Origin of the sequence: Pseudoalteromonas sp. PPB1, from assembly GCF_015356275.1 — a bacterium.
Taxonomy (GTDB): Bacteria; Pseudomonadota; Gammaproteobacteria; order Enterobacterales; family Alteromonadaceae; genus Pseudoalteromonas; species Pseudoalteromonas rubra_D.
Map to the genome: position 1 here is coordinate 197,362 of NZ_JACEQV010000003.1, position 22,564 is coordinate 219,925.

The following is a 22,564-nucleotide window of genomic DNA, read 5'->3' on the forward strand; positions in this document are numbered from 1 at the left end:
GTGAAATTGGTATTACGCACACTCCGTGCCTAACAACTTATTTACCGCATCCAGAATACTGCGCTTTGTTGATGGCTTCACAATATAGCCACCTAGGCCCAAAGAGGCCCATTTCCTGATCAGGTCTTTGTTGCGATTACTGGTGAGCGCCACAATGGGTATGCCATGGCAATGTTCGATAGCCCGGACATTCTTTGTGGTATTGTAACCATCTAGACCCGGCATAAATAAGTCCATGAAAATCATATCATAGCGATGCTTTCTTAGCTCTTTGATCGCGGCTAGCCCGTTTTCCATGCCATCCACCGAAAAACCCTGCTCACGAAGTATGCCTGAGATCATTTCTCGATAGATTTCATTGTCTTCAACTATCATAATCCGTTTATCCTTGGGCATCACGGGCTGAGACACCTGCGCAGCATCAAAGGCGTGATCGTGCTCTGAGTGTTCGTCATGATGATTCCCCGACACATGAGACGGTGCTATGGACTCGTGTGCATCAGGCTCACGTACCTCATGCTCAATGTGCGCCTGCTCGGCGTGTTCTAGCGCTTCTTTGTGCGCACCACCGTGGTCCAGAACAGACGTAAATGCCGACGCCTGTGAGCCACTGAACATGTCAACAAGTTCATTGAGGGTAAAATGACTGTCATTAAGTTGCTGAGTGATCTGTTGAATGTCTTTGATCAACTGTTGCTGCAACATGTCCAGTAAAGGTAAGACGTGTTTTTCTTTTAACTGCTGCAACATTTGCGCTTTTATTTCGTCTTCTTCTTGCGCTTCGTTTAATGATGCTCTGGCTTGCAGAAAAGACTGTTCAGTGTTAACCCGGTAGTTAGCCGCCTGATCAATCAATTGTTTCAACCCGTTATCAATTCGGCCGAAGTGCTCTTCTTTTAGTTCAGTGATCTGCTGCGTGTCTTCGGCTTGCTGCAACATATTATGTAAGATCATCCTGAGCCGATAATTTTCATACATAGGTTTAAAAACAAAGTAATCATTAAATATGTCTTTGATGCAGCACCGAAAAGCGACCCCCGATTCTTTATTTTCGCATAACAAGATACTCTTATGCGGGTAATCTAGCACGCCCCTGCGCGCCAAAGCACTGTATGACTCGATGCTTGCCTTAACGTGCAACATAGCAAAAATAAGCACAGGCGGCTTACCCGATTGGATTACTTTATATGCGTCTTGGGTCCCCTCCAAGGTTCTAAACGCTGTAACCTGAGAACTGATAACCTTGCAAACACCCACCATTTCGTGCGCATCATCACAAATCATTATCACTTTTGGATGTCGCTCTCCGTAATCCACCTCACCTTTATGCATACCTGTCTCCTGAGCCTCGGTGACCATCAATTCATTGACTGCACTTTAAGGATAGTCCAAGCAGAGGTGTTTATACTAATGCCTGTGCACGGCATTCATATATGAGATGTTTGCGCGATCAGCTACGCACAGGTGGTGGTATTAACTCGGCTTCGTTCAGCACCAATTTTTTGTTCATTTCTCGACGCAGTAGCAGATAGCTGATGACAGCCTGACAATATACAGTCGTTACAGAAAATACCCAGATCTGCTCAATCTCAAAGTCGTGCTGCCCTGCCAGCCAGACAACGGGCACCGCAAACAACACAAATCGACTGGCGGTGCTGTATAACGCCGGCCAAGTATTACCCAGCGCCTGAAACATACCCGAGGCTGTAAAGGTGTAACCTGCTGGGACAAAGTTCAAACACACATATCCTAAAAACGTCGCGGCAACCAATATGACCTGAGGTTCATCACTGAATGGAGCAAAAAACCAGCTTGCATTAACCAGGCATGCAAGCGTGAGTATGGTCATCAGCACGCATGTCAGTATACTGGTATAGCGGTAGGTTTGCTGTACCCGGTCATATTTACCAGCAGCATAGTTTTGGGCGGCAATTGCAGGGGCTGCAAATGCAACGGCCATAACGGGTAAAAAAAGCACTTGCATGATCCGGACACCCAACCCAAATCCAGCCTGAGCGCTCGCGGCAAACTGACTAAGTGCCCAGTAAATCACTGACATGTACATGAAAGTAAGTAAAAACTCGCCGCCTGACGGTAATCCCAGATTAATTACCTGAAGGATCCGTTTGCGATCAGGGCGCAATGCTTTATTCGGCAGACTCAGATAATCGACTTTACTGATGAAGTACCACAGTGTCATCACCATAGCAGCGAACGCAGACAGAGAACTGGCCAGTCCTGCCCCTGTCACACCCAGGGCATTGCCCGTCCCCCAACCGGATATCAAAATGGGCGACAAAATAATATTCAGGACCACCGCCAGCATCGAAATCAACATAACGGGCTTAACAACTCCCGCTCCGCGCAGTGCAGCTGCCGTGACGGTGAGCCCAAACTGTAGTAATAAAGCGGGCAGAAACCAGTAAAAGTATTCTGTTGCTGCTTGGCGAGTCGCGGTGTCAGGCGTCATAAACTCGAAAAAAATGTGCCCAAATACATAGCCAAGCAAGGCAAACGCCACGGTGCAAAATCCGGCAATTAACATACTCTGATGGAATAATGCGTTTGCCTCAGCACGGTCCTTTTTACCAACCGCATGAGCCACTAAAGTGCCACACCCAATGTTTAGAACCTGAGTCAGGGCCATGATAAAAAAGAACACACTGCCCGCATTACTCACGCCTGCCAGCGCTGTTGCCCCCAACGCCCCAACAAAATACAGGTCAACCAGAAAATACAGCGTCTGGATAAACATGCCAATCGCCATCGGAACGGCCATAGTAATAAGGTGGGTAACGATTTTCCCCTGAGTCAGATCCTTCATTAAAATCATTCCTGTATGATTAATTTATCCATTGTACCGTTTATTTTTAACTCGTCATCGACTATTTTGCGTCTCATGTGGGATAGCAAAAGGTGTAGCAGGCAAACTATGTCACTGTCATATCTATACAGACGATGAGTATGTGGCATACTGAACACTCTGTTGGTAAAGGTAATATTTATGGCAAAGTACACTAACAAAGCGCACACATCTCAAGATGCCACTGTGGCGGTGACAGACATGATCCAGGCGATACATAGTCACAATCTGGCGCGCATAAAACACTGCTATGAACAAGCCACTGATACGCAACGCACGGCTCAGCTCAGGCACTGCTTTGAAGCAGCCAGCAATCACACATCAAACTATGAACATTACCAAAATATCACTGCCCACTGTATCAGCCAACATGGCCTGCCGACAGGAGTGATTGCGGGGATCAATACCACAGAGCGAGTCGACTTTTTTATGCCAGCGCTGCAGGCTGCAAGTGCATTTAACGCAACAAATCATCAAGGCAATACATTTTTGCACTGCCTGTTTGCCAATCCTGCAAACCCGCTTCCCCCATTTAATTACATCCGCTCACTGCTCCTTTTTGAGCGCAATGAATCTTTGGCCGAAGCATTAATTGTACGCAATCATCAGGGATTCAATGCACTGGAAGTTTATTTGAGTTTCAACCCACTCTCCCACGAACTCCCTCAGCACGAACTGACTGCCTGGCTGGCGTTATGCGAGGCCCTGCGCACATTAAATGGGGTAAACAATGACAACCTGAATAAAGTGATGGCTCACCTGAGTGGTCCAAACATGGAAGGGATGCCAGGTAACCAGCATCGCCTCACGCTTATCGCCAGTTATTACCAGGTGCCAGTGAGTTCACTATCAAGGATGAATTAGGCGTTATCGGCGTGTGTAGCCAAAGTGATCTTTCATCATGGCGGTAAGTCATGACAGTCCCACCACTGGATTTGTCACGCAGGCAGGCGTATTCCACGGCCTCAAATGCAGAGCGGCCAAAGTCCATCGCAGCGATTGCCCAGTTGGCCCCACTGCCAATTGCCCAGTTTAAAGACAAGGGCTCCAGAAAACGACGGCCATGGCGAATTTCGCCAAAGAATACAGCCCCCTCATCATCAACAAAAAAGAAGGTGCAAGTGATTTTATCAAACTGATTAGCGTGCCAGTGAGCCAGCAAATGTTCAATTTCGGCGCAGTTGCCTGATGCAAACACATAGCCATCGTCTACGCGATGGCACTTGCGTGTTGCCCAGGACACAATAGTTTGGCTGGTCGAGGTAAGGCTGTCAGTGCAGATGGTTCTTGAGTCATGATGGTAGGCGATGGTTGTCAAATGCGCTCCTTAGTGATGTTCCTTCAATTCAAAAATAACCTAATCTTATTGCTATGACCGGGCCTTTTTGACCTGATAATCACAATAAATTGCTGAACATCCGGTTTAAACATCAATATAAGGAGTAAAAAATTAATACAACATTAACAACCAATACATCATTGAAGACGAGTTGTCTGCATTTGACTTCACAAGCCCTACACTAGGGTGCGGCCACACCAGCGTGACAACAGCAACCCCTCATCGCCCGGCTAGCTTAAAACGCAGCCATACAGCGCTGATAATCAAGGGTAAAAGTATAAACTTAAGCTTAAACCATCAGCGCAACAACACCTACCCCGATAATCAAAACTGCCAAAGGCGCCAACCATTTCCAGGGTAAACTCTGCACGTCTTCTGAAAGCTGTTCAGCGCTTGCAGCACTCGGCTCAGTCACAGGTTGAGCTGGCTTTTGCTCGGCTTCGAGTTGTGCTTCAACGGGCTCGGATGGCTGTACTGGCAGTTGCCACTGGTAACCCTTTTTGGAGAAAGTCTTAATCGCGTCATCACCAAACAGCGCTCGCAAGTGGCCAATATTCTGGAACACTACTTGTTCAGTGACCGTTCTGCCTGGCCATACATGCTCAAGGATCTCAGCTTTGCTATAGATCTTCTGAGGATCAGACAAAAACAACCCCAGCAACATGGCTGGCTTTTCTTTTATACTTATTTTTCGGCCTTGTTTTGACAATGCCAGGTTCTGGCAGTCAAACTCAAAATCTTGGAATGTTAACTTCATCGTCCTTCAGCTTTATAATTATAATAATTGTCACATTACAGGGAGCACATGACCATCTGATCAACGACATGTCCCTTTTGTTAGTTCAACAAGCTTAACATGTTCCCAACCTCGGATCAGTACTCCAATGTAACGATTTATAACATTTGCCTTTTTAGCTTATTGGTCAGGCTTGCCCAGCCGCTTTCACCAAACTGAAATACTGCCAGACTTACCATAATCACTGATGCCCCGACCAGTAAAGTCAGTGTGATCTGTTCATTGTTGATCCAGGCACCTAACAGCATGGCAAACCCCGGAGTGATTAACGTAGTCAACGCAACTGTGCTGGCTTGAAGTTTCTGCAGCACGTGAAAATAAGCAATAAACCCAACCAAAGAGCCAAAGACACTGAGATACACAGTGGCCAAAATGGAGCTGACTTGCCAGCTTTGCACATTCAGTTGACCATCGCTGAACCACCACACCAAACCAAACATAGGTGTTACCAGTAGCAATGCACCAAAGGTAGAAGCCAGTGGATGGATCGACAGTTGCACGCGTTTTATCATTACACCACTGAGACTAAAACAGCTCACGGCCCCAAGTACATACATCAAACCTTGAGGTGCCAGAGCCAACTCATTGAGTTGTGACATACAGACCAGGTACAAACCAACCATAGACAGAGCTAATCCCAGCCACTTGATGATACTAAAACTGGCCTCCCTCAGTAATCGCTGTGCCAGCAAACCAGATAACACAGGCGCAAGACCAAATATCAAGGAGATCACACCCGATGGTACGGTTTGTGCGGCGAGGTAACTCAATAACATACCGCCAAAAATACCTAAACTTGAATAGCTATATAATGCCCAGGCCTGCCTGGATACGGGAACCCGGTAACGACCAATCAATACGATGATAAAACACAACACCAGAGCGATGGCCATGCGCAAGAAAACACTCAGCGTTGGTGACATTCCCGCGCTGCTGATCACAATGCCCAACGGCGTTGTTGACCAGATGATGATAACCAGAATGTAAGATGCCTGAACTGGCATAATGAACTCCCCAAATCGGGGCAGTATAAGAGGCTGGAAATACACAATGATGACTAACCGCTGATACTGCCGCGGTTAGTAAGTGACTCCTACAAACCGCAAACAACACGCCACACACAGGCCAAATTATTCAGCCAGGTAGTAAGCGATGTAGACACGGTGATAAGAGTCATGAATTTATTCTTATTTATTAATGAATAACCTTTTTATCATGCCAGATACCAAAGTCAATGGCTGATATCCAAAAAATATTGTCTGTCGGCTATCTCGCCAATCACAGTGGCAAAAAGTCAGCCTCCCACCTTTATACAAACTCAAAACCCAGAACAGCCCTACTGAACAAATTTTACTCGTTTCTCTAATCCCGCCACAGTTAAAAAAGTACAAAACAAACAATAATTTAACAATAAAAGTTTACAACCCAGTCCTGACCCTGTTATAAATACATATAACAATAAAAGAAAATAGCCTTAAAAAACATATTGTTGAAGCATTTACCATAAAACCATGTAGAAAATGTGAACCACAAAATTAAAACTTAAATAAAACATTTAAAAAACACAAGTTAACAGGATTGACAGGTACATTAACAAGTCTCCATAATAGCGTTTAATGCAAAAGCAGTATTTCAACCAACTCAAAGTGCAATATTATGGATTTTCAGCTTTCCGACTATCAAACCGAGTTATACGATTCCGCGCTTCGCTTTGCTTCAGAGGTGCTCGACAAGGATGCGCACCAGCGTCAGCGCAATCATCACTTCGCACCTGAGCTTTGGCTGCAGGCTGCCCAATTTGGCTTCACCGGGCTGGCAGTAGACGAAACCTATGGCGGTGCAGATCTGGGGGCACTCAACACCATGTTAATGGTAGAGGCACTGGGCAAAGGCAGCCGCGATCTCGGTTTATCATTCTCCCTGTGTGCTCATCTATTTGCCTGCGTGATGCCCCTCGCACGTTTCGCTAGTGACCAATTGAAGCGGGACTTTCTTGAACCACTGGTTGCGGGAAAATTGATCGCAGCCAATGCGGCTACCGAACCTGGTGCTGGCTCAGATATCTACAGTATGAAAACGACTGCCGTCAAAGAAGCGGGTGGCTACCGGCTTAATGGCCAGAAAACCTACATCACCAATGCGCCTGTTGCCGACGTGTTCGTGGCCTACGCACGAACCAATCCCGACCACGGTTTTATGGGGGTGTCCGCTTTCATCATTCCCAAGGACACGCCTGGGCTGTCAACTGGTGCCAGTCAATCTAAAGACTGTCTGGCCAGTTGCCCGATGGGGGATGTGTTTTTTGACAACGTGTTTGTCAACGAATCACAACGCATCGGTTTTGAAGGAGCTGGCGGCGCTATCTTTCATGACTCTATGATCTGGGAAAAAGGCTGTCTGTTTGCACTGTTTGTTGGTGCCCTGGACAGGTTACTTGAGAGCACACTGAACTATGCCACTGAGCGCAAGCAGTTTGGTAAAAAAATCGGTCATTTTCAGTCGGTTTCTAACCGTATTATTGATATCAAACTGCGCCTTGAGCAGTGTCGCCTGATGCTCTATCGCGCAGGCTGGAAATACGACCAGGGACAAGATGCTGAGATTGACATTGCTATGAGCAAGCTGTTGATTTCGGACTACGCCGTCCAGTCTTCACTGGATGCCATTGCCACTTTTGGTGGCGCTGCAATCGATGCGGATATGGGCATTGTCCAGGTGCTCCTGGATACGTTGCCCAGCCGTATTTTCTCCGGCACCAATGATATTCAACGCGAGATCATCGCCCGAAAACTTGGCTTAAGAGGAGCCTGAACATGCTAGTTCAACGGATCTTTGCAGTACTCTATATGCTGGCCGGACTGGCCAAAGCATTTCCACAATTAGAAAATGTCCCCGACATTCTGCGCCAAGCAGCCGCAGCCAATCAGGGCACCTGGTATGCTGGGATCAGTAATCTGTTAGCCCAGTATGGTGATATCACCAATGTAGTTGTCGCAATCGCACTATTTGGCTCAGGTCTGGTGTTATGGCTCAATCCACGCTGGACGCGCTTTGTGATCTACGGCCAGCTTGCCATGATGGCAGTCTTCATCACCTTACTGCATCGCTCTCAGCCACAAGTGATCCCGCTGGATGCCATTTTTATCATCGCAGCACTGGCGATGTTACGTCAGCAATTTCGCCGTACTGCTACTAAACGTGTATTTGCCAGCCAGGATTTTGCCAAGCCCAAAGCGCAAGCAAAGTCACCCGACAAACCGAAGCTGGCAGATGAGTATGACGTGATCATCATAGGTGCTGGTGTCTCTGGCCTGACCGCCGCCAGCGAATTTACCACAGAGCGTGTACTGGTACTGGAGAAAAGCCCCACCTTCGGCGGTAATGCGCGCTGTAACAGTCATCGCTCACTATCGCATCCGATTGCCGGGGTGTGTTTCCAACAGCCCGTGCCAGGCTCAGATATGGATCAGCTGCTGACTAAACTGGACCTGCAAAATAAATTTAAAACCAATGCCGAAGATACGTTAGTTTTCTTCGATACAGTTCTACTGCTCAAGTGTCTCAATGAGATCACTTTAGGCTTTATAAAATTTCCCAGCTACCTGCTTAAACCATCAGTTTGGGGGTTAACAGGCCAGCTACTGCTGAACGCCTTGATTGGAAAGCCTTATGTTGTTGCCGCCAAGCAACTGGGCGATCCCATCTTCGCTGACCTGTATCAGTTTCTTGACGAATTTGCTGCCACTACAGATCGCTTCCCACACGTGCCCTGGCATGAACAAACTGGCTGGAGCAAAGAAGAAATGGTGCAGCTGGACAGCCTATCTTTATACAGTTATCTGTTCGAGCCGGAAAAAACCGCATCATTCCCAGCGCATTTACAACCACCTCGTAAGCTCGGCAAGCTGGTTGAAAATGCGGTAACAACCACGCTCAGAGTCGAGTGTCTGGATATCCATGAAGTTTCGGCCTACGTAGGCCTGCACTTTCTCGTTGGTTATCTGCGTGGCAATTTAGTCACCCTACCAGGCGGTAATGGCCATATCAGCGAAGCATTGGTTGCCCACCTGCACAAACAAACGAACATCACACTATTGAGCGATGTGGTACTGACCAATCTGGACAATACCGAAGCGAGCGTGCAACTGACCGCCAAAGTACAGCACCATAATATCTCGGTCAAAGCCAAAAAGCTGATTTGGGCCGCGCCCAAGCATCACGTGACAGATTGGCTCCCAACGCTACCAGAAACCCAGATCAAGGCCATCAAAGCCATTCGTCACGAAGATTATTATCTCGCCAATGCACTGTTATCACGCCCGGTGCTCAGCCATTCCTTTGGCGGTTACCTGATTGAACCCGACCGCCCAGAGAAACCGTACGCCTGGTGTAAAGCTGGTACCTGCCTGGTCGCTAACTGGATGGACAGCGATAGCCGCAGCGAAGGCGGCGTGCTGACCTTGCTCAAACCAACGACACGCGAAGAACGACAAGGGCGCACAGCAGAAAACGACTTTACCGGATTGCAGCAGCAGACCTACCGCGAAATCTCACTGATGTTAAATAATATCGGTGTTGACCCGCGCATCGTTGAAGACATTCAGATCTGGTACTGGCCTGACGCCTTGGTCACTTCGGTCATTGGGCAACAGGCCAGCGGCCTATTTCAAAGTGCCTCACAACCACATTTTAGCGTGCACTTTGCCAATCAGGACAGCGTTGGGATAGGTAACCTTGAAAGTGCCATCTTTGCCGGCAAACAGGCTGCAACACAAATTAAACGCGCATTACAACATACGGATACAACCGCCATTTCGCGTAATAAGGAGACGGTATAATGAGCCAATCACTCGTCGTCGCCCTCAGTGGCAACGAACAACTGGAATTAGGTCACCTAGGCGGCAAAGGCCACTCACTGAATCATCTGATCCGTGCAGGCCTGCCCGTCCCACCTGCTTTTTGCATCACTGCAGAGGCCTATCAAACCTTTGTTAACACCGCATTGCCGGATGACTTGCTCAGTGCGCCTGAGCTGGATAAGGTGCGAGATACTATCCTCAGTGCCGATATTCCTGAGCAGTTACGTACTGCCATTGCATCAGCCTATCAGGGACTGGGCGACAATGCACAAATAGCCGTTCGTTCGTCGGCCCTCGACGAAGATGGCCAGAGCCAGAGTTTTGCTGGTCAGTACGAAACTTACCTGCATGTGCAGGGTAACGACAGTGTGATGGAAAAAGTTCGCGCATGCTGGGCTTCATTGTGGGCAGAACGTGCTGCCGGATATCGCAACAGCAGTGCTGCGGATACCGCCATTGCCGTGGTGTTACAAACTATGGTGGATGCTGATGCTGCCGGCGTCATGTTCACTCAGGACCCGCTCAGTGGCGACACCAATAAAGTGGTCATAGATAGCTGCTGGGGCCTGGGTGAAGGTGTGGTATCCGGGCAAGTAAGTACCGACAGCTTTATCCTCGACAAAGACAGCGGTGAGCTGCTGCAACAAGAGATCCGCGTTAAGCCTCAATATTGTCAGCGCAACGCACAAGGCCAGGTTACCTTGCTAAGTACGCCAGAGGCGCAACAGCAGTCAGCCAGCCTGAACGAAGCTCAGCTCGCACAGTTGCTCACTTTGGCTAAGCAGGCACAGGCACTCTATCAGACCGAACTGGACATCGAGTGGGCCCTGAAGGATGACAAGATCTGGCTACTCCAGGCTCGCCCGGTCACCACTCAGGCCAGTAAAGCAGAACCCATTTATGCGAACCCCTGGGAGCAGGATCAACGTATTAAAGAGGGGGCATTTTTTTCTCGTATGGACACCGGTGAAATCGTCACTGGACTCATGACCCCACTCGGCCTGTCATTTTGTGAGTTCTATCAGAAGCACATTCATGGCCCGGCCATCAAAACCATGGGCCTGGCTGACATCAGCGACTGGCAAGTTTATATGGGCTATATTCAGGGTCAGGTATATCTGAATATCTCCGGCTCCGCACACATGCTGCGCCAGTGTCCCCCCACCCGGGATGAGATGAAGTTCACCACCCGCTATGCGACGTCAGATATCGATTTCAGCAACTACCGTAACCCTTACGGGCCAGGTGTAGAGGGCTGGGATTATGCGAAAAGTGCCTGGCACTGGTTAAAACAGCAAGTTCACAATATGCGCAATGCCGGTAAAATCGTGGATGACATGATTGCACTGCGCGAAAGCGAAACGAAGCGCTTTTTGGCGCTGGATTTGCCCAGTATGTCACTCAGTGAGCTGGACAAAGAGCTGACCCGAATCGACACCTACTTTTTGGACTCCTGCGCCGCTTACATGCCTTTCTTTTTACAGTCGTTTGCGCTGTACGATGCACTGGCTGAGACCTGTGAAGAACACTTCAAAGATCAAGGCGAGGGGCTGCAAAATCGCATTAAAGCCTCCATGAACAACCTGCGAACCATAGAAGTGACACGGGGGATCCTGGATCTTGTCGAACAGGTTCAGAGTAATCCTGAGCTAAAAGCCGTGTTTGAACGTTTTGAGGCTGAAGAACTGGTAAGCATCCTCCCCGCGCATCCGCTGGGGCAACCATTCTGGCAGGGGCCATTTGAAGCCTTTTTGCTCGAATTTGGCGCCCGTGGCCGTCAGGAGTTTGAATTGAGTATTCCACGCTGGCGTGACGATCCCAGTTACTTGTTACAGGTCATGAAAATGTACCTGAAACACCCGGTCGATCTGGAGAAGAAGCTCAAAGAGACCGAAAGCTTGCGCGAAGCCGACAGCGAGCAACTCTTTAAAGCTTTACCCGCTGGTGCGCGCTTTAAACTTAAGACCATTATCAAACTATATGGGGTGATGGCAGAGCGCCGTGAAGCGACTCGCCCTACCTTTATTACAGAGACCTGGTTCTATCGCTGCATCATTCTTGAAGTACTGTCGCGCCTGGAGCGAGACAATCTGGCGAAAGTAGCCGACTTGCCTTATATCGATTTCAACCGCCTGCGTGATTATGTCGCCGGACGCATGGGGGCCGCTGAGGCATTCAGCGAATCTCTGCTCAATGCCAATCGCCACAGTCACTTGTTCAACTTGCATGCTGAAGAGCCACCAATGGCAATCATTGGCCCATATACGCCAAAAATGAAGACCACGGCACAAACACACAGCGATTCGATGAGTGGCCTGGCCGCCAGCCCCGGCAAGATAGTCGCCAAGGCACGGGTTATTACCGATCTGCAAGCACAGGCTGGTGAACTGGAGCCTGGAGAGATTTTGGTCGCACGCTTTACCGATGCCAGCTGGACGCCTTTATTTGCACTCGCCAGCGGAGTTGTCACGGACATCGGGTCCACACTATCTCACAGCTGTATTGTGGCACGTGAATTTGGCATTCCGGCTGTCGTGAACTTACACAGTGCAACCCAGGCGATTAAAAGTGGCGACACGCTGATCCTCGACGGAGATCAGGGCACGGTGATCATTCAGCGGGAATAATCTAATCCATCGCGGGCCACAGGCCCGCATCTCATCATTCAACTTAACAATACAACGGCAAGTAGCGTGCTGCCGCCGTTGCGGGTCGTTGCGTGCAGTTTTTTATGGCGAACCGAATTTTAGCAGGCAGCAGAAGGAATAAATTATGACAAGCATTACAGGATTAAGCACTCAGTCGAGCGCATCCGGCTTTGAGCATATTTGGCAAGCCGAGACACAGCGCAGTGGTGCAAAGCAGGATACCATCACCGTGGGTGTGATTGTCGTAACCCGAGATGAGCAATTCTTCCATACCGGGTTAAGTGTACTCAGCGACATTCGGGAGTACGTCTTTAACCGAGTACATATTCAATCAGAGCTGGCGTTGAAAAACCCGTCTTTAGTGCCTTGCTCGCTGTATGACGAAGTGAGAGACAAAGCCATCCACTTTTTAAAGGGACAAAAGAAAGCCATCAATATCCAGGTGATCCAATGTGCCAGCCTGGCTGAAGCGACCGGAAAAGTCATTCACAGTAACGCGCTCAATGAGCAGCCCGATTTTCAGGTCGGCATGCTGTTTTATGATCAAACCTCAATGGGGTTTCAGGACGACAGCATAGATCAGATAGACCGGGACCTGGATGCCTTTTACCGGGCGATGCAGAAAATCGGCATTCCTGCTTTTTATACCAGCTTCTCGACCGTCACCTTTATTCGCTCACTGCGAACGCCCTACAGCTACCTCCCTCAGCAATATAGAGAGATAGTGCGCAGTACCGATCCGGCGACATTCCAGACCGAACTATTGCGTCTGTGGATGGATTTTTTCGAAATGAACTATGCCAATCGGCGGGTCAAGCCTGTCGGCTCGCTGGCGCTACACAATACCCTGGGCGACCAGCTCATCAACTTCTTTGCCCGTACAGCACCAGAGCACTGGCTGATGTCTTATTATACCGGCTCCGTCGTATCTAATTTGATCGGTCACCTGGACCGCCACGCCGAACAACAAGGCGCACTGGTGCTACGTGGTCCAAATGAACATGCAATTGCCTGTGGTGCCATGGCGAACTGGCAACTCTACCGCATGCCATTTTTGGCGGTCGTCACCTCTGGCATGATGGACGAATTCAAAGGCACGCTGGCGAATCTGAAAGAAACCGCCGCGCAGGGGATCATCGTCGTTGCAGAAAATCGCCTGAGTCAATGGTATAGCTTTCAGGGCACCATCACGGCCAGCGAAGATATGCGCGATGTATTGGCTGCTAAGCGCATTCCCTATGTATATATGGATGAAATCGAGCAGATCGGTGAAAATCTGGCTGAGGTATATCGTCTCTATCACCAGGGTCAGGGACCAGTGGTGATCCTGGCAACGCAAAATGTGCTGGAATCTTCGATAGAGCTGGACCTGCCAGCACTTGAGGCCTTGCCAGCCAGCCCCAGCGATGAACCTGTTGAAACCATGACAGAGGAACTCCGTCAGGCCATCGACCTCATCAATCACGGGCCTGAAAAATTGGTCTGGCAACTCGGCCCCGTCAGTGATGACGAGTATGCCCTGATCCATGAAATTGCCCAGCAAGCAGGTATTGCACTGGTAGACAGCCTCGCCCACCCAGGCACTGCCCCTAAATACTATCAGGGTAAGCGCAACGACAATTATCTCGGCACCCTGGCTATTTATGGTTATACTCCGAGGGTTTACAACTATTTTCATACCAATGACAAGCTTAACAGCACCGATGAACAGTGTTTGTTTATGCTCAAAAGCCGTGTCGCACAAATAGCCACACCATTTTCCGATGGTCGCCTTGAACGTAAGGTTCATCTGGTCCAGCTAACCCAGGAACAAAGCCATCTGTCACCCTTTGCTGACCTGCATTTACACATGCGCTGTCGCGATTTTCTGCAGGCGGTCAAAAAGCACCTGAATGTCAGTGAGTCATTACGTGCCAGGCGTATGGCTAAGATCATGGCTTACCCGGATACGCAATCTGATGTACTCAGTAAACTGCCCAGTCTGCCCATGTCGCCTAACTATTTCTTCTGTCAGCTTAACCGCGTGATAGAAGACTTAATCGAGCACGAGGACTATGACTACACCGGGGTGTACGATGTTGGCCGCTGTGGCATTTCTGCGGTGCGCAATGTGGCAAAAACACGTCGCGGCTTTTCCGGCTGGTATGGCCGAGCATTGATGGGCGATGCCCTGCTAGCCAGCGGTTATCTGGCTTACACCAGCCCAACCAATGTCATTGCCTTTATCGGCGACGGGGCCAAAGGCATAGTGCCGGATATCCTCCCGGCATTTATCGACAATATTCTGACCCACCCACAGCTACTCGATAAGAGCATCAGTGTGTTTTATTTCTGCAATGGTGGCCTGTCAGTCATTAACACCTATCAGGAGCGGATCCTGTTTAATCGCACCTCGCGCCAGATGCGCCTGGTTAACCTGGCGCAGTCACAATTTGAACAACAAATTGGCGACTTTGATATTTCTGCGCAAACCCTGACCCAGTTCGACGAAACCGCCGTTCGCACAGCGCTCACGGCACAAAAACGCCTGACCCTGTTCTCTGTGGTCCTCGGCCACAACAATGAAGGGGATGGTATTTCTCTGGCCACAGCCAAAGGCTGGCAACGCGACAGTGCCGATCCCGTTATGCACAACACAGATTCTGATACGCCACCAGCACAGGAAGTTAACTCATGAAGTTTGGATTTATCGCCCACCCGACGTCAGTCGGCCTGAAACGTTACGTCAAGATGCTCGATCTACTACAACGTAACACCCAAGATCAGCACACTGGCTATAACCGCGAACTGTGGGGCAAAGCAAACCTGGTTCCCTTTATGAACTTTGCCAAAATCACGTCCGCCAGCGGCGCAACCTGTGAGGGCATGATCAAATACATGCCACTGATCGCTGAGGAGATGATAGCCGATCCCAGAGCCATTGCTGAGCGTGTCGTTGCGGGCGTAGAAGAGTTTGTCGCCGACGGTGCTGAATTAGTTGGCCTGGGTGGATTTACCTCGATAGTTGGTCGTCGTGGAGAAGCCACAGCCGCCAAATCCCCCATTCCCATCACCTCAGGGAATTCACTGACCACCTATGCCGGCTACAAAGCCCTGATGCAAATTAAAGAGTGGTTGGACATCAATCCGGAAAAAGAAACCGTCGCTATCGTGGGCTATCCGGGTTCCATTTGCCTGGCACTCAGCCGGTTACTGCTCGCAGAGGGCTTTAACCTGAAACTGCTGCACCGCGCCGGTCACAAAGACAAAGCGGAAATGCTCAGTCACCTGCCCGAGCAGTACCACCACCGAGTTACTCTGACTGGCGACCCGGACGACCTGTATGACGAGTGCAAACTATTTGCCGGTGCCACCTCAGCCGGTGGCGTGATTGATGTAGCCAAGCTACAACCTGGTTCCATTTTCATCGATGTGGCACTGCCACGCGACGTCAATGTCGATGCCCGTCCTGCCCGCGATGACATTTTGATCATCGATGGTGGCTGTGTCACAGCCACCGATGCAGTCAAATTGGGAGGCGAGTCACTGAATGTCACCATTAAACAGCAGCTCAATGGGTGTATGGCCGAGACCATTGTCCTGGCCCTGGAGCAGCGCCGGGAGAATTACTCTCTGGGCCGTTACCTGGAACCGGTCAAAGTGCTTGAAATTGGTGAGCTGGCTGAGAAACATGGCTTTTATGCCTATCCGCTTGCCTCATTCGGGGAACGTATTGACCGCCAGCACGTCACCAACCTGAAGCGCTACTATCATCAGGACATCTATGCCATCGACAAGGGTGACACCAGTCAGCGTCTGACCTTTATCGACAACATCATTGCCCAGGACCCGGCCAAAGAAGACACACTGGACCGCCACCACCAGTTTATTAACCCAATGATGGTGGAGTTTTTAAAACAACAACGCTGCGACAATGTGTTTCGCAAGGCACAAGGCACCATGCTCTACGATAACGACGGCACAGGCTATCTCGATATGGTCGCGGGCTACGGCTGCCTTAATCTGGGTCACAACCCCAGCGCCGTCAGCCAGGCAGTCAAAACCTTCCTGGATGAGCAAGGTCCCAATTTCATTCAGTATATCTCCGTGCCGGAGCACACCGCCAAACTGGCTGAGGTCCTTTGTCACCTGGCTCCCGGTGAGATGGGACGCGTGTTTTTCAGTAACTCAGGCACAGAAGCCGTAGAAGCCGCCATTAAACTGGCCAAAGCCGCCACCGGCAAGCCAGGCATTGCGTATCTGAAAAACAGCTACCACGGTAAAACACTCGGCGCCTTGTCCATCACAGGACGGGAAAAACACCGTAAATACTTCCAGCCGCTGATCCAGGCCATGGTCGAAGTGCCCTTTGCCGACCTCGACGCTTTACGCGAAGCACTGCAAAGAGACGATGTGGGTGCATTGATGCTGGAGCCCATTCAGGGGGAAGGCGGTGTCCACGTGCCACCAGCCGGATACCTCAGCGCAGTGCAACAGATCTGTCGTGATACCGGTACCTTGCTGATGGTCGATGAGATCCAGACTGGCCTGGCCCGCACCGGCAAACTCTTTGCCTGTGAGTGGGAAGGCATTGAGCCTGACGTGCTGATGCTGTCCAAGTCACTGTCCGGTGGTTTACTGCCCATTGGCGCCACTTTGTGTCGCAGCGATGTCTGGCAGCGTGCCTACGGCACCTCAGATCGCTTCTTAGTCCATACCTCCACCTTTGGCGGCGGTAACCTGGCTTCTGTCGCCGCACTCACTGCACTGCGAGAGATAGTCGCGCAAGATTTGGCAGCCCGTGCTGATGAGCTGGGCAGCTATTTTAAATCTGAACTACAAACCATCGCCGACCAGTACCCCTTTATCGCCGAAATTCGGGGTCAGGGCCTGATGTTGGGGATCCAGTTTGAACAGACCTTTGACGGCGCTGTTGCGGCTTCTGCCAGAGAGTTTGCCACCCGTCTGCCGGGTGACTGGCATAGCACCTGGAAGTTCTTACCTGATCCGGTGCGGGAGCATCTGCAAGCTGCCATGACACGCATGGAACAAACACTGGGAGAAATGTTCTGCCTGAAGTTTGTCACTAAGTTCTGCCTGGATCATCAGATCCTCACCTTTGTTACTGCCAACAGTTCAACGGTGATACGGATCCAGCCGCCATTGGTGATCAGCAAACCCGAGATTGACCGCTTCGTCAGCGCCTTCGCCAGTGTCTGCGAAGAACTTTCGACCTTTTTAGACTAAGGAAAACGGGTCGCGCAGCCGAGCAGGCCCGACCCTAAACGTAATACATGATTGATAAGGATTACTTATGACTCTCAACAAACAAGATGTCGTTAACCATATGATGGGCTTCTTTCAGGCCAAAGCGGTAACCGCTGCATTATCACTCAAACTGTTTGACCATTTTCGCGACATCGACCTGAGCGCTGCGCAACTGGCCGACAAAATCGACGCGCCGCTACGCTCAACGGAGCAAATGCTGATTGCCCTGCATGCCATGGGGTATCTCACCAAACAAGATGACCTGTATCAATTACCGGCTGAGCATCATACCTTTTTGTTAAGTGATGAACCCATGTGGCTGGGCTGGCTGGGTCGTCATATCGACACCTTTCTGTATCCGCTGTGGGGCGAGCTGAGCAGCGCCGTGAAGAGTGACACCAATCAGCGTGAAGCCGTCTTTGGTGACAACCGCAGCTGGTTCGACATCCTGTATCAAAACCCGGATGACGTTGCTGATTTTCAGGAGTTTTTGGGTAAATTTGCCGCGCCGTTCATCGAAGGCTTTGTTAAAGACTATGATTTCTCGCAGCATCACTCCTTTTTAGATATCGGTAGTGGGATTGGCACCTTACCCATTGCTGTAGCCAATGCACACCCGGGCGTGTCGCTGGCGATCTGTGAACTGCCGCAGGCGTCGGCTTTTTTACGAGATAAGCTGGGTGAGCAAGGCTACGGCGACCGCATTGAGGTGGTCGAAGGCGACGTGATCGCCGGCAACCTGCCAATTGGCAACTATGATCTCATCCACCTTGGCTGGATGTTGCATGACTATGCGCCAGAAACCCAGGTCACCATCCTCAAAAATATCTATAACGCCATGCCTGCCGGTGGCCGCTTTATTGCGTCAGAAACCCCGTTGAATGATGACAAGTCAGGCCCAGAGTTTACCGCTTTGCTGTCATTAAACATGCTGGTATCCACCGACGGCGGTATTGAAAGCAGCAGTGAAGAATATCTGGCGCGTTTCCATGAAGCCGGATTCAGCAATGCCCGTATTCTAGAGATCCCCGGGCCACGGACCCTGATTGTCGGCGAAAAAGCCTGATCAGACACGAACAGAAGGAGTAGCAGGATGTTAGTCACTAAATTACTAGAGCATATCGCCGAACAGTTTCTCGACGGCGAGCAAGACGGCCTTGAGTCGCAGACCCCCTTGTTGAGCTGAATATCGTTGATTCGGCGGCCATTTTTGACCTGGTCGATTACCTCAAACAAGAAACCCAGTTAAACATAGGTATGCAGGAGATCCACCCAGGCAACTTTGCGTCAGTCGATGCCATGGTCACCCTGGTTGAACGCCTTCAAACAGAGCAAGCATAAGGAGGCTTGATATGAGTGCCACAAACCCAAAAGTAAACCCGGATATTATGGAAACTCTGCAACAAGAAGTTCTGAAGACCTTTACTGAACTGACTGAGTACCCTGCTAATACTCTGGATCTGACCAGCCACCTGGAGAACGACTTCGGGATAGATTCTATTGCGCTGGCCGAAGTCACCGCGGCATTGACCAAGCAGTTGCAACTCAAAAACCCCCTGTCCATTCAGAACATTCACTGTATCGCTGACGCGGTTAAGCAAATCGCCGCACAGGAATTTCACCTCAGTGAAACCAAAACAACAGGAAGCAGTGATGGTAAGCAAAATGCACACAGCTGGTTGCGCGAACAAGTGATTGCTGTGTTTGCCAGTTTCAGTGGCTACAATGCCACGGAGCTGAGTATGGATGCCGAAATTGAAAGTGATCTGGGGATAGATTCAGTCACCGTGGTTTCAGCACAGGGCGAGCTGCTAAAAGCACTAGGACTGAGAGACAACCTGAGCATCCCGAGTTGTAAAACCCTGGCGGAACTGGAACAGGCTTTTGCTAAGCTACTGGTTGAAGAAAAAGGCACACAGTGGGCCGATGAGCTGGTCACCAAAAACCCCTTAATTGACGAACTGCTCAACCCTGCGACCCGCAGTGACGACGTGCAACATCAAATCGACAGTGATGATGGCGATAACCGCACCATGCGCGACTTTGTCGGGATCCAGCACGGCGATCTGTTTCACAAGGCCCGTGAGTTCAAATCCTTTTACGACAAGAAAAAAGCGCAGCAACTTTACTGGTATGGTATGCCGCTGGAAACGCCCTGTAAAAATCGCGCCGTTATGTTCGATGAAGTCACTGGCACCAGTCGCGAATTTCTGATGTTTGGCTCCAACAGTTATCTGGGTTTGTCGAATCATCCGGAAGTGATCCAGGCGATCCAGGACGCCGCTGCCCAATATGGCGCAACCAATACCGGTTGTCGGATCATTGCAGGCAGTAACGTTCTGCATCTAGAGCTGGAACGTAAGCTGGCCAAACTAAAAGGCCGTGAAGCCTGCATCGTTTACCCTTCAGGTTACTCGGCTAACCTGGGCTGTATTTCTGCACTGACCTCTAAACATGACCTGATCTTTACCGATGCCATTAACCATATGAGTATCACCGATGGCTGTAAACTGGCAGGTGCCCAGCGCAAAATTTACAATCACTCGCTGAACAGCCTGGAAAAATCGCTGGCCAAGTATGCCGACCATCCCGGTGGCAAGCTGATCGTCACCGATGGCGTCTTCAGTATGCACGGTGATATCGTCGACTTGCCGCGTCTGACTAAGCTTGCTAAGCGTTATGGCGCACGCGTGCTGGTTGATGATGCCCACTCCACTGGCGTACTGGGTAAAACCGGTTCCGGTACCACAGAGCATTTCAATATGAAAGGCGAAGTTGATCTGGAGTTAGGTACCATGAGTAAAGCCTTGTCCGGTCTCGGCGGATTTGTCTGTGGTGATGCTGATGTGGTGGAATTCCTGCGCTTCTATTCTAACTCTTATGTCTTTGCCGCAACCATTCCAGCCCATGTTGCAGCTGGTGTGATTGCCTCAATCGATGTGATGTTGCGCGAGCCAGAGCGTCTGACCAAGCTGTGGGACAATATTTATTACTTCCGCAATCTGTTATTACAGGCAGGCTTTGATCTGGAAAACTCCGATTCTGCCATTGTGCCTGTGGTTGTTGGTGATGATGCTAAAACCCTGGCGCTTGGCCGTGCTGTGCGTGCCCGAGGCCTGTACTGTCAGACCGTGGTCTTCCCGGGTGTGGCAGTTGGCGACGCACGATTGCGTCTAAGCATCACCAGCGAACACACTCAGGCCGACCTGGATGAGGCCTATCGTATTTTGGTTGAAGGCGCGCTGGAAGTAGGCGTCCCACTCAATCAGGATGTTAAAGCGGGACTGGCGGAGGCCTGAGTATGACGAAAATTCCGTCATCAGCCCGTTTTGCACTGAACCTGCTGAGCCATGCTCAGCAGACCCCGCATAAAACGGCGCTGATCTGTGCCGATCAGCAATGGGATTACGCCCGACTCGCTGCACGCGCCTGCCAGATAGCCAATGCATTGTGCGCACTGGGACTGGATCAGGCACCGGTGTTGTTAAACCTGCCAAAGCACCCAGACACCGTTGCCGCCATTTACGCCTGCTGGCTCAGTGGTAACCACTATATTCCCATTGACTACAGCCAGCCTGAAGCCCGGGTTGAACGTATTATCTCTGCAGCAAAACCTGCATTAGTACTCGACCTGGATTGGCTGAATACACTCGATAGCCTGAGCCATAACAGCGACTACGAGCAAGACCTGAGCGCTTACATGTCACGACTGCGTCAGTACCGGGATACCACGGTTGCCGCAATCCTTTATACCTCGGGCTCAACTGGCACGCCCAAAGGGGTACAGATAAGTCATGACATGTTGGACTTTTTCATTGACTGGGCGGTGCACACAACTTGCATTGACAGCGAAGACATCCTGGCCAATCATGCCAGCTTTGCCTTTGACTTAAGTACTTTCGACCTCTTTGCCACCGTGCGCACCGGTGCCTGTGTGTGGTTGATCACCGAGCAGGAGCAAAAAGATCCCCTGGCCCTGATCAGCGGGATCAAGAAGCACCAGGTGAGTATCTGGTACAGTGTGCCTTCAATCCTGTCTATGATGGTGCGCAGTGGAGAGCTGAGCAGTCACAGCACCGCGACCCTGAAGCAGGTCATTTTTGCTGGTGAACCCTTTGCTGTGGCAGCATTGCAACGCTTGATCACTTGCCTGCCCACCAGTACCGTGCTGCATAACTGGTACGGCCCGACCGAAACCAATGTGTGCGTAGCCTGGCAAGTTGACCGCTCCCAGCTGAACGGACTGCGTCATTTGCCTATCGGGTCCTTATTACCCGAATTACAAGGCTGGCTGGAAGATGATGCAGGAAAGCAAACACCACTGTCTGAAAGTCTGGGTCGATGTGGCGAGCTGATTATTGGCGGGCGCTGTGTTACACCCGGCTATGCCAATGTGGACCTGCCCAGGGCCACGGCACTGCACCAACAAAACTGTCATGCCACAGGCGACCTGGTTGAACTGACCGAGGCCGGGCTCATCTATCGTGGCCGTATCGACGATATGGTAAAGCTGAACGGTTATCGGGTTGAGCTGGGCGAAATCGAATCCCTGCTACATCAGCACCCGGCCATAGAGCAGTCTGCATTACATCTCTCGCTGGGCGAACAGCAGCATCAGCTTATTGCCGTGATCGTTCTCAAAGACGGGGCAGAAAAACCCTCGCTACTGGCATTAAAGCAATTTTTAAAACAGCAACTGCCAGCCTATATGTTGCCACACAAAGTGATAGTCACAGCACAGCTACCACTCAATGCCAATGGCAAAGTTGACCGTAAACAACTGGCAGAGCTGATGTAATTATGAGAGGCGTA

The 22,564-nt window shown here is 50.3% G+C and carries 14 protein-coding genes; 9 read left to right on the plus strand and 5 right to left on the minus strand.

All coding sequences use genetic code 11. The features are described 5' to 3' along the window. Positions 1 to 12: 12 nt before the first annotated feature. Positions 13 to 1,332: a response regulator gene (locus IY568_RS04725; protein ID WP_194866890.1), complete on the minus strand. Its 1,320-nt coding sequence runs from the start codon at positions 1,330 to 1,332 to the stop codon at positions 13 to 15. 118 nt (positions 1,333 to 1,450) lie between these two features. Beyond that, the gene (locus tag IY568_RS04730) at positions 1,451 to 2,824 is read right to left on the minus strand and encodes an MATE family efflux transporter (protein ID WP_194866891.1); all 1,374 of its coding nucleotides are present in this window, start codon (positions 2,822 to 2,824) and stop codon (positions 1,451 to 1,453) included. Positions 2,825 to 3,004: 180 nt separating this feature from the next. Here IY568_RS04730 and IY568_RS04735 point away from each other — a divergent pair, with 180 nt between their 5' ends. Further along, the gene (locus IY568_RS04735) at positions 3,005 to 3,727 is read left to right on the plus strand and encodes a hypothetical protein (RefSeq protein ID WP_194866892.1); all 723 of its coding nucleotides are present in this window, start codon (positions 3,005 to 3,007) and stop codon (positions 3,725 to 3,727) included. Here IY568_RS04735 and IY568_RS04740 read toward each other — a convergent pair. The 3 genes from IY568_RS04740 to IY568_RS04750 form a co-directional block, all read right to left on the minus strand. Then, positions 3,675 to 4,181, minus strand: coding sequence for a proteasome subunit alpha (locus IY568_RS04740; RefSeq protein WP_194866893.1), 507 nt, complete (start codon positions 4,179 to 4,181; stop codon positions 3,675 to 3,677). The genes IY568_RS04735 and IY568_RS04740 overlap by 53 nt on opposite strands. A 310-nt stretch (positions 4,182 to 4,491) precedes the next feature. Further along, the gene (locus tag IY568_RS04745; protein ID WP_125559956.1) at positions 4,492 to 4,959 is read right to left on the minus strand and encodes a winged helix-turn-helix domain-containing protein; all 468 of its coding nucleotides are present in this window, start codon (positions 4,957 to 4,959) and stop codon (positions 4,492 to 4,494) included. Positions 4,960 to 5,096: 137 nt separating this feature from the next. After that, positions 5,097 to 6,002 (minus strand): DMT family transporter, encoded by a 906-nt coding sequence (locus IY568_RS04750; protein WP_194866894.1) that lies wholly within the window; start codon positions 6,000 to 6,002, stop codon positions 5,097 to 5,099. Positions 6,003 to 6,654: 652 nt separating this feature from the next. Between IY568_RS04750 and IY568_RS04755 the strand changes: the two genes are divergently transcribed. The 8 genes from IY568_RS04755 (at position 6,655) to IY568_RS04795 (ending at position 22,550) form a co-directional block, all read left to right on the plus strand. After that, positions 6,655 to 7,809 carry an acyl-CoA dehydrogenase family protein gene (locus IY568_RS04755; RefSeq protein WP_125559952.1) on the plus strand — a complete coding sequence of 385 codons (1,155 nt, stop codon included), beginning with the start codon at positions 6,655 to 6,657 and terminating at the stop codon, positions 7,807 to 7,809. Positions 7,810 to 7,811: 2 nt separating this feature from the next. Next, complete coding sequence (locus IY568_RS04760; protein ID WP_194866895.1) at positions 7,812 to 9,836, plus strand: DUF6041 domain-containing protein; 2,025 nt, start codon at positions 7,812 to 7,814, stop codon at positions 9,834 to 9,836. Continuing rightward, positions 9,836 to 12,484, plus strand: a complete 2,649-nt coding sequence (locus IY568_RS04765; protein WP_138537641.1) for a PEP/pyruvate-binding domain-containing protein — start codon at positions 9,836 to 9,838, stop codon at positions 12,482 to 12,484. The genes IY568_RS04760 and IY568_RS04765 overlap by 1 nt, the downstream gene beginning before the upstream one ends. A 145-nt stretch (positions 12,485 to 12,629) precedes the next feature. Further along, positions 12,630 to 15,182: a biosynthesis protein PigD gene (locus IY568_RS04770; protein ID WP_194866896.1), complete on the plus strand. Its 2,553-nt coding sequence runs from the start codon at positions 12,630 to 12,632 to the stop codon at positions 15,180 to 15,182. Further along, positions 15,179 to 17,731, plus strand: a complete 2,553-nt coding sequence (locus IY568_RS04775) for an aminotransferase class III-fold pyridoxal phosphate-dependent enzyme (protein WP_125559943.1) — start codon at positions 15,179 to 15,181, stop codon at positions 17,729 to 17,731. Before IY568_RS04770 ends, IY568_RS04775 begins: the two co-directional genes overlap by 4 nt. A gap of 67 nt (positions 17,732 to 17,798) precedes the next feature. After that, the gene (locus tag IY568_RS04780; RefSeq protein ID WP_194866897.1) at positions 17,799 to 18,818 is read left to right on the plus strand and encodes a methyltransferase; all 1,020 of its coding nucleotides are present in this window, start codon (positions 17,799 to 17,801) and stop codon (positions 18,816 to 18,818) included. 286 nt (positions 18,819 to 19,104) lie between these two features. Continuing rightward, entirely contained in the window at positions 19,105 to 21,051 is a 1,947-nt protein-coding gene (locus tag IY568_RS04790; protein ID WP_125559938.1) for an aminotransferase class I/II-fold pyridoxal phosphate-dependent enzyme, read from the plus strand. A gap of 2 nt (positions 21,052 to 21,053) precedes the next feature. Beyond that, positions 21,054 to 22,550, plus strand: a complete 1,497-nt coding sequence (locus IY568_RS04795) for a D-alanine--poly(phosphoribitol) ligase (RefSeq protein ID WP_194866898.1) — start codon at positions 21,054 to 21,056, stop codon at positions 22,548 to 22,550. Positions 22,551 to 22,564: the final 14 nt, after the last annotated feature.

What these genes read in the sequence shown, in the direction of transcription:
- IY568_RS04725 (WP_194866890.1), bottom strand. Translation starts at nt 1,332, where the DNA reads ATGCATAAAGGTGAGGTGGATTACGGAGAGCGACATCCAAAAGTGATA.
- IY568_RS04730 (WP_194866891.1), bottom strand. Translation starts at nt 2,824, where the DNA reads ATGAAGGATCTGACTCAGGGGAAAATCGTTACCCACCTTATTACTATG.
- IY568_RS04735 (WP_194866892.1), top strand. Translation starts at nt 3,005, where the DNA reads ATGGCAAAGTACACTAACAAAGCGCACACATCTCAAGATGCCACTGTG.
- IY568_RS04745 (WP_125559956.1), bottom strand. Translation starts at nt 4,959, where the DNA reads ATGAAGTTAACATTCCAAGATTTTGAGTTTGACTGCCAGAACCTGGCA.
- IY568_RS04750 (WP_194866894.1), bottom strand. Translation starts at nt 6,002, where the DNA reads ATGCCAGTTCAGGCATCTTACATTCTGGTTATCATCATCTGGTCAACA.
- IY568_RS04755 (WP_125559952.1), top strand. Translation starts at nt 6,655, where the DNA reads ATGGATTTTCAGCTTTCCGACTATCAAACCGAGTTATACGATTCCGCG.
- IY568_RS04760 (WP_194866895.1), top strand. Translation starts at nt 7,812, where the DNA reads ATGCTAGTTCAACGGATCTTTGCAGTACTCTATATGCTGGCCGGACTG.
- IY568_RS04765 (WP_138537641.1), top strand. Translation starts at nt 9,836, where the DNA reads ATGAGCCAATCACTCGTCGTCGCCCTCAGTGGCAACGAACAACTGGAA.
- IY568_RS04770 (WP_194866896.1), top strand. Translation starts at nt 12,630, where the DNA reads ATGACAAGCATTACAGGATTAAGCACTCAGTCGAGCGCATCCGGCTTT.
- IY568_RS04775 (WP_125559943.1), top strand. Translation starts at nt 15,179, where the DNA reads ATGAAGTTTGGATTTATCGCCCACCCGACGTCAGTCGGCCTGAAACGT.
- IY568_RS04780 (WP_194866897.1), top strand. Translation starts at nt 17,799, where the DNA reads ATGACTCTCAACAAACAAGATGTCGTTAACCATATGATGGGCTTCTTT.
- IY568_RS04790 (WP_125559938.1), top strand. Translation starts at nt 19,105, where the DNA reads ATGAGTGCCACAAACCCAAAAGTAAACCCGGATATTATGGAAACTCTG.
- IY568_RS04795 (WP_194866898.1), top strand. Translation starts at nt 21,054, where the DNA reads ATGACGAAAATTCCGTCATCAGCCCGTTTTGCACTGAACCTGCTGAGC.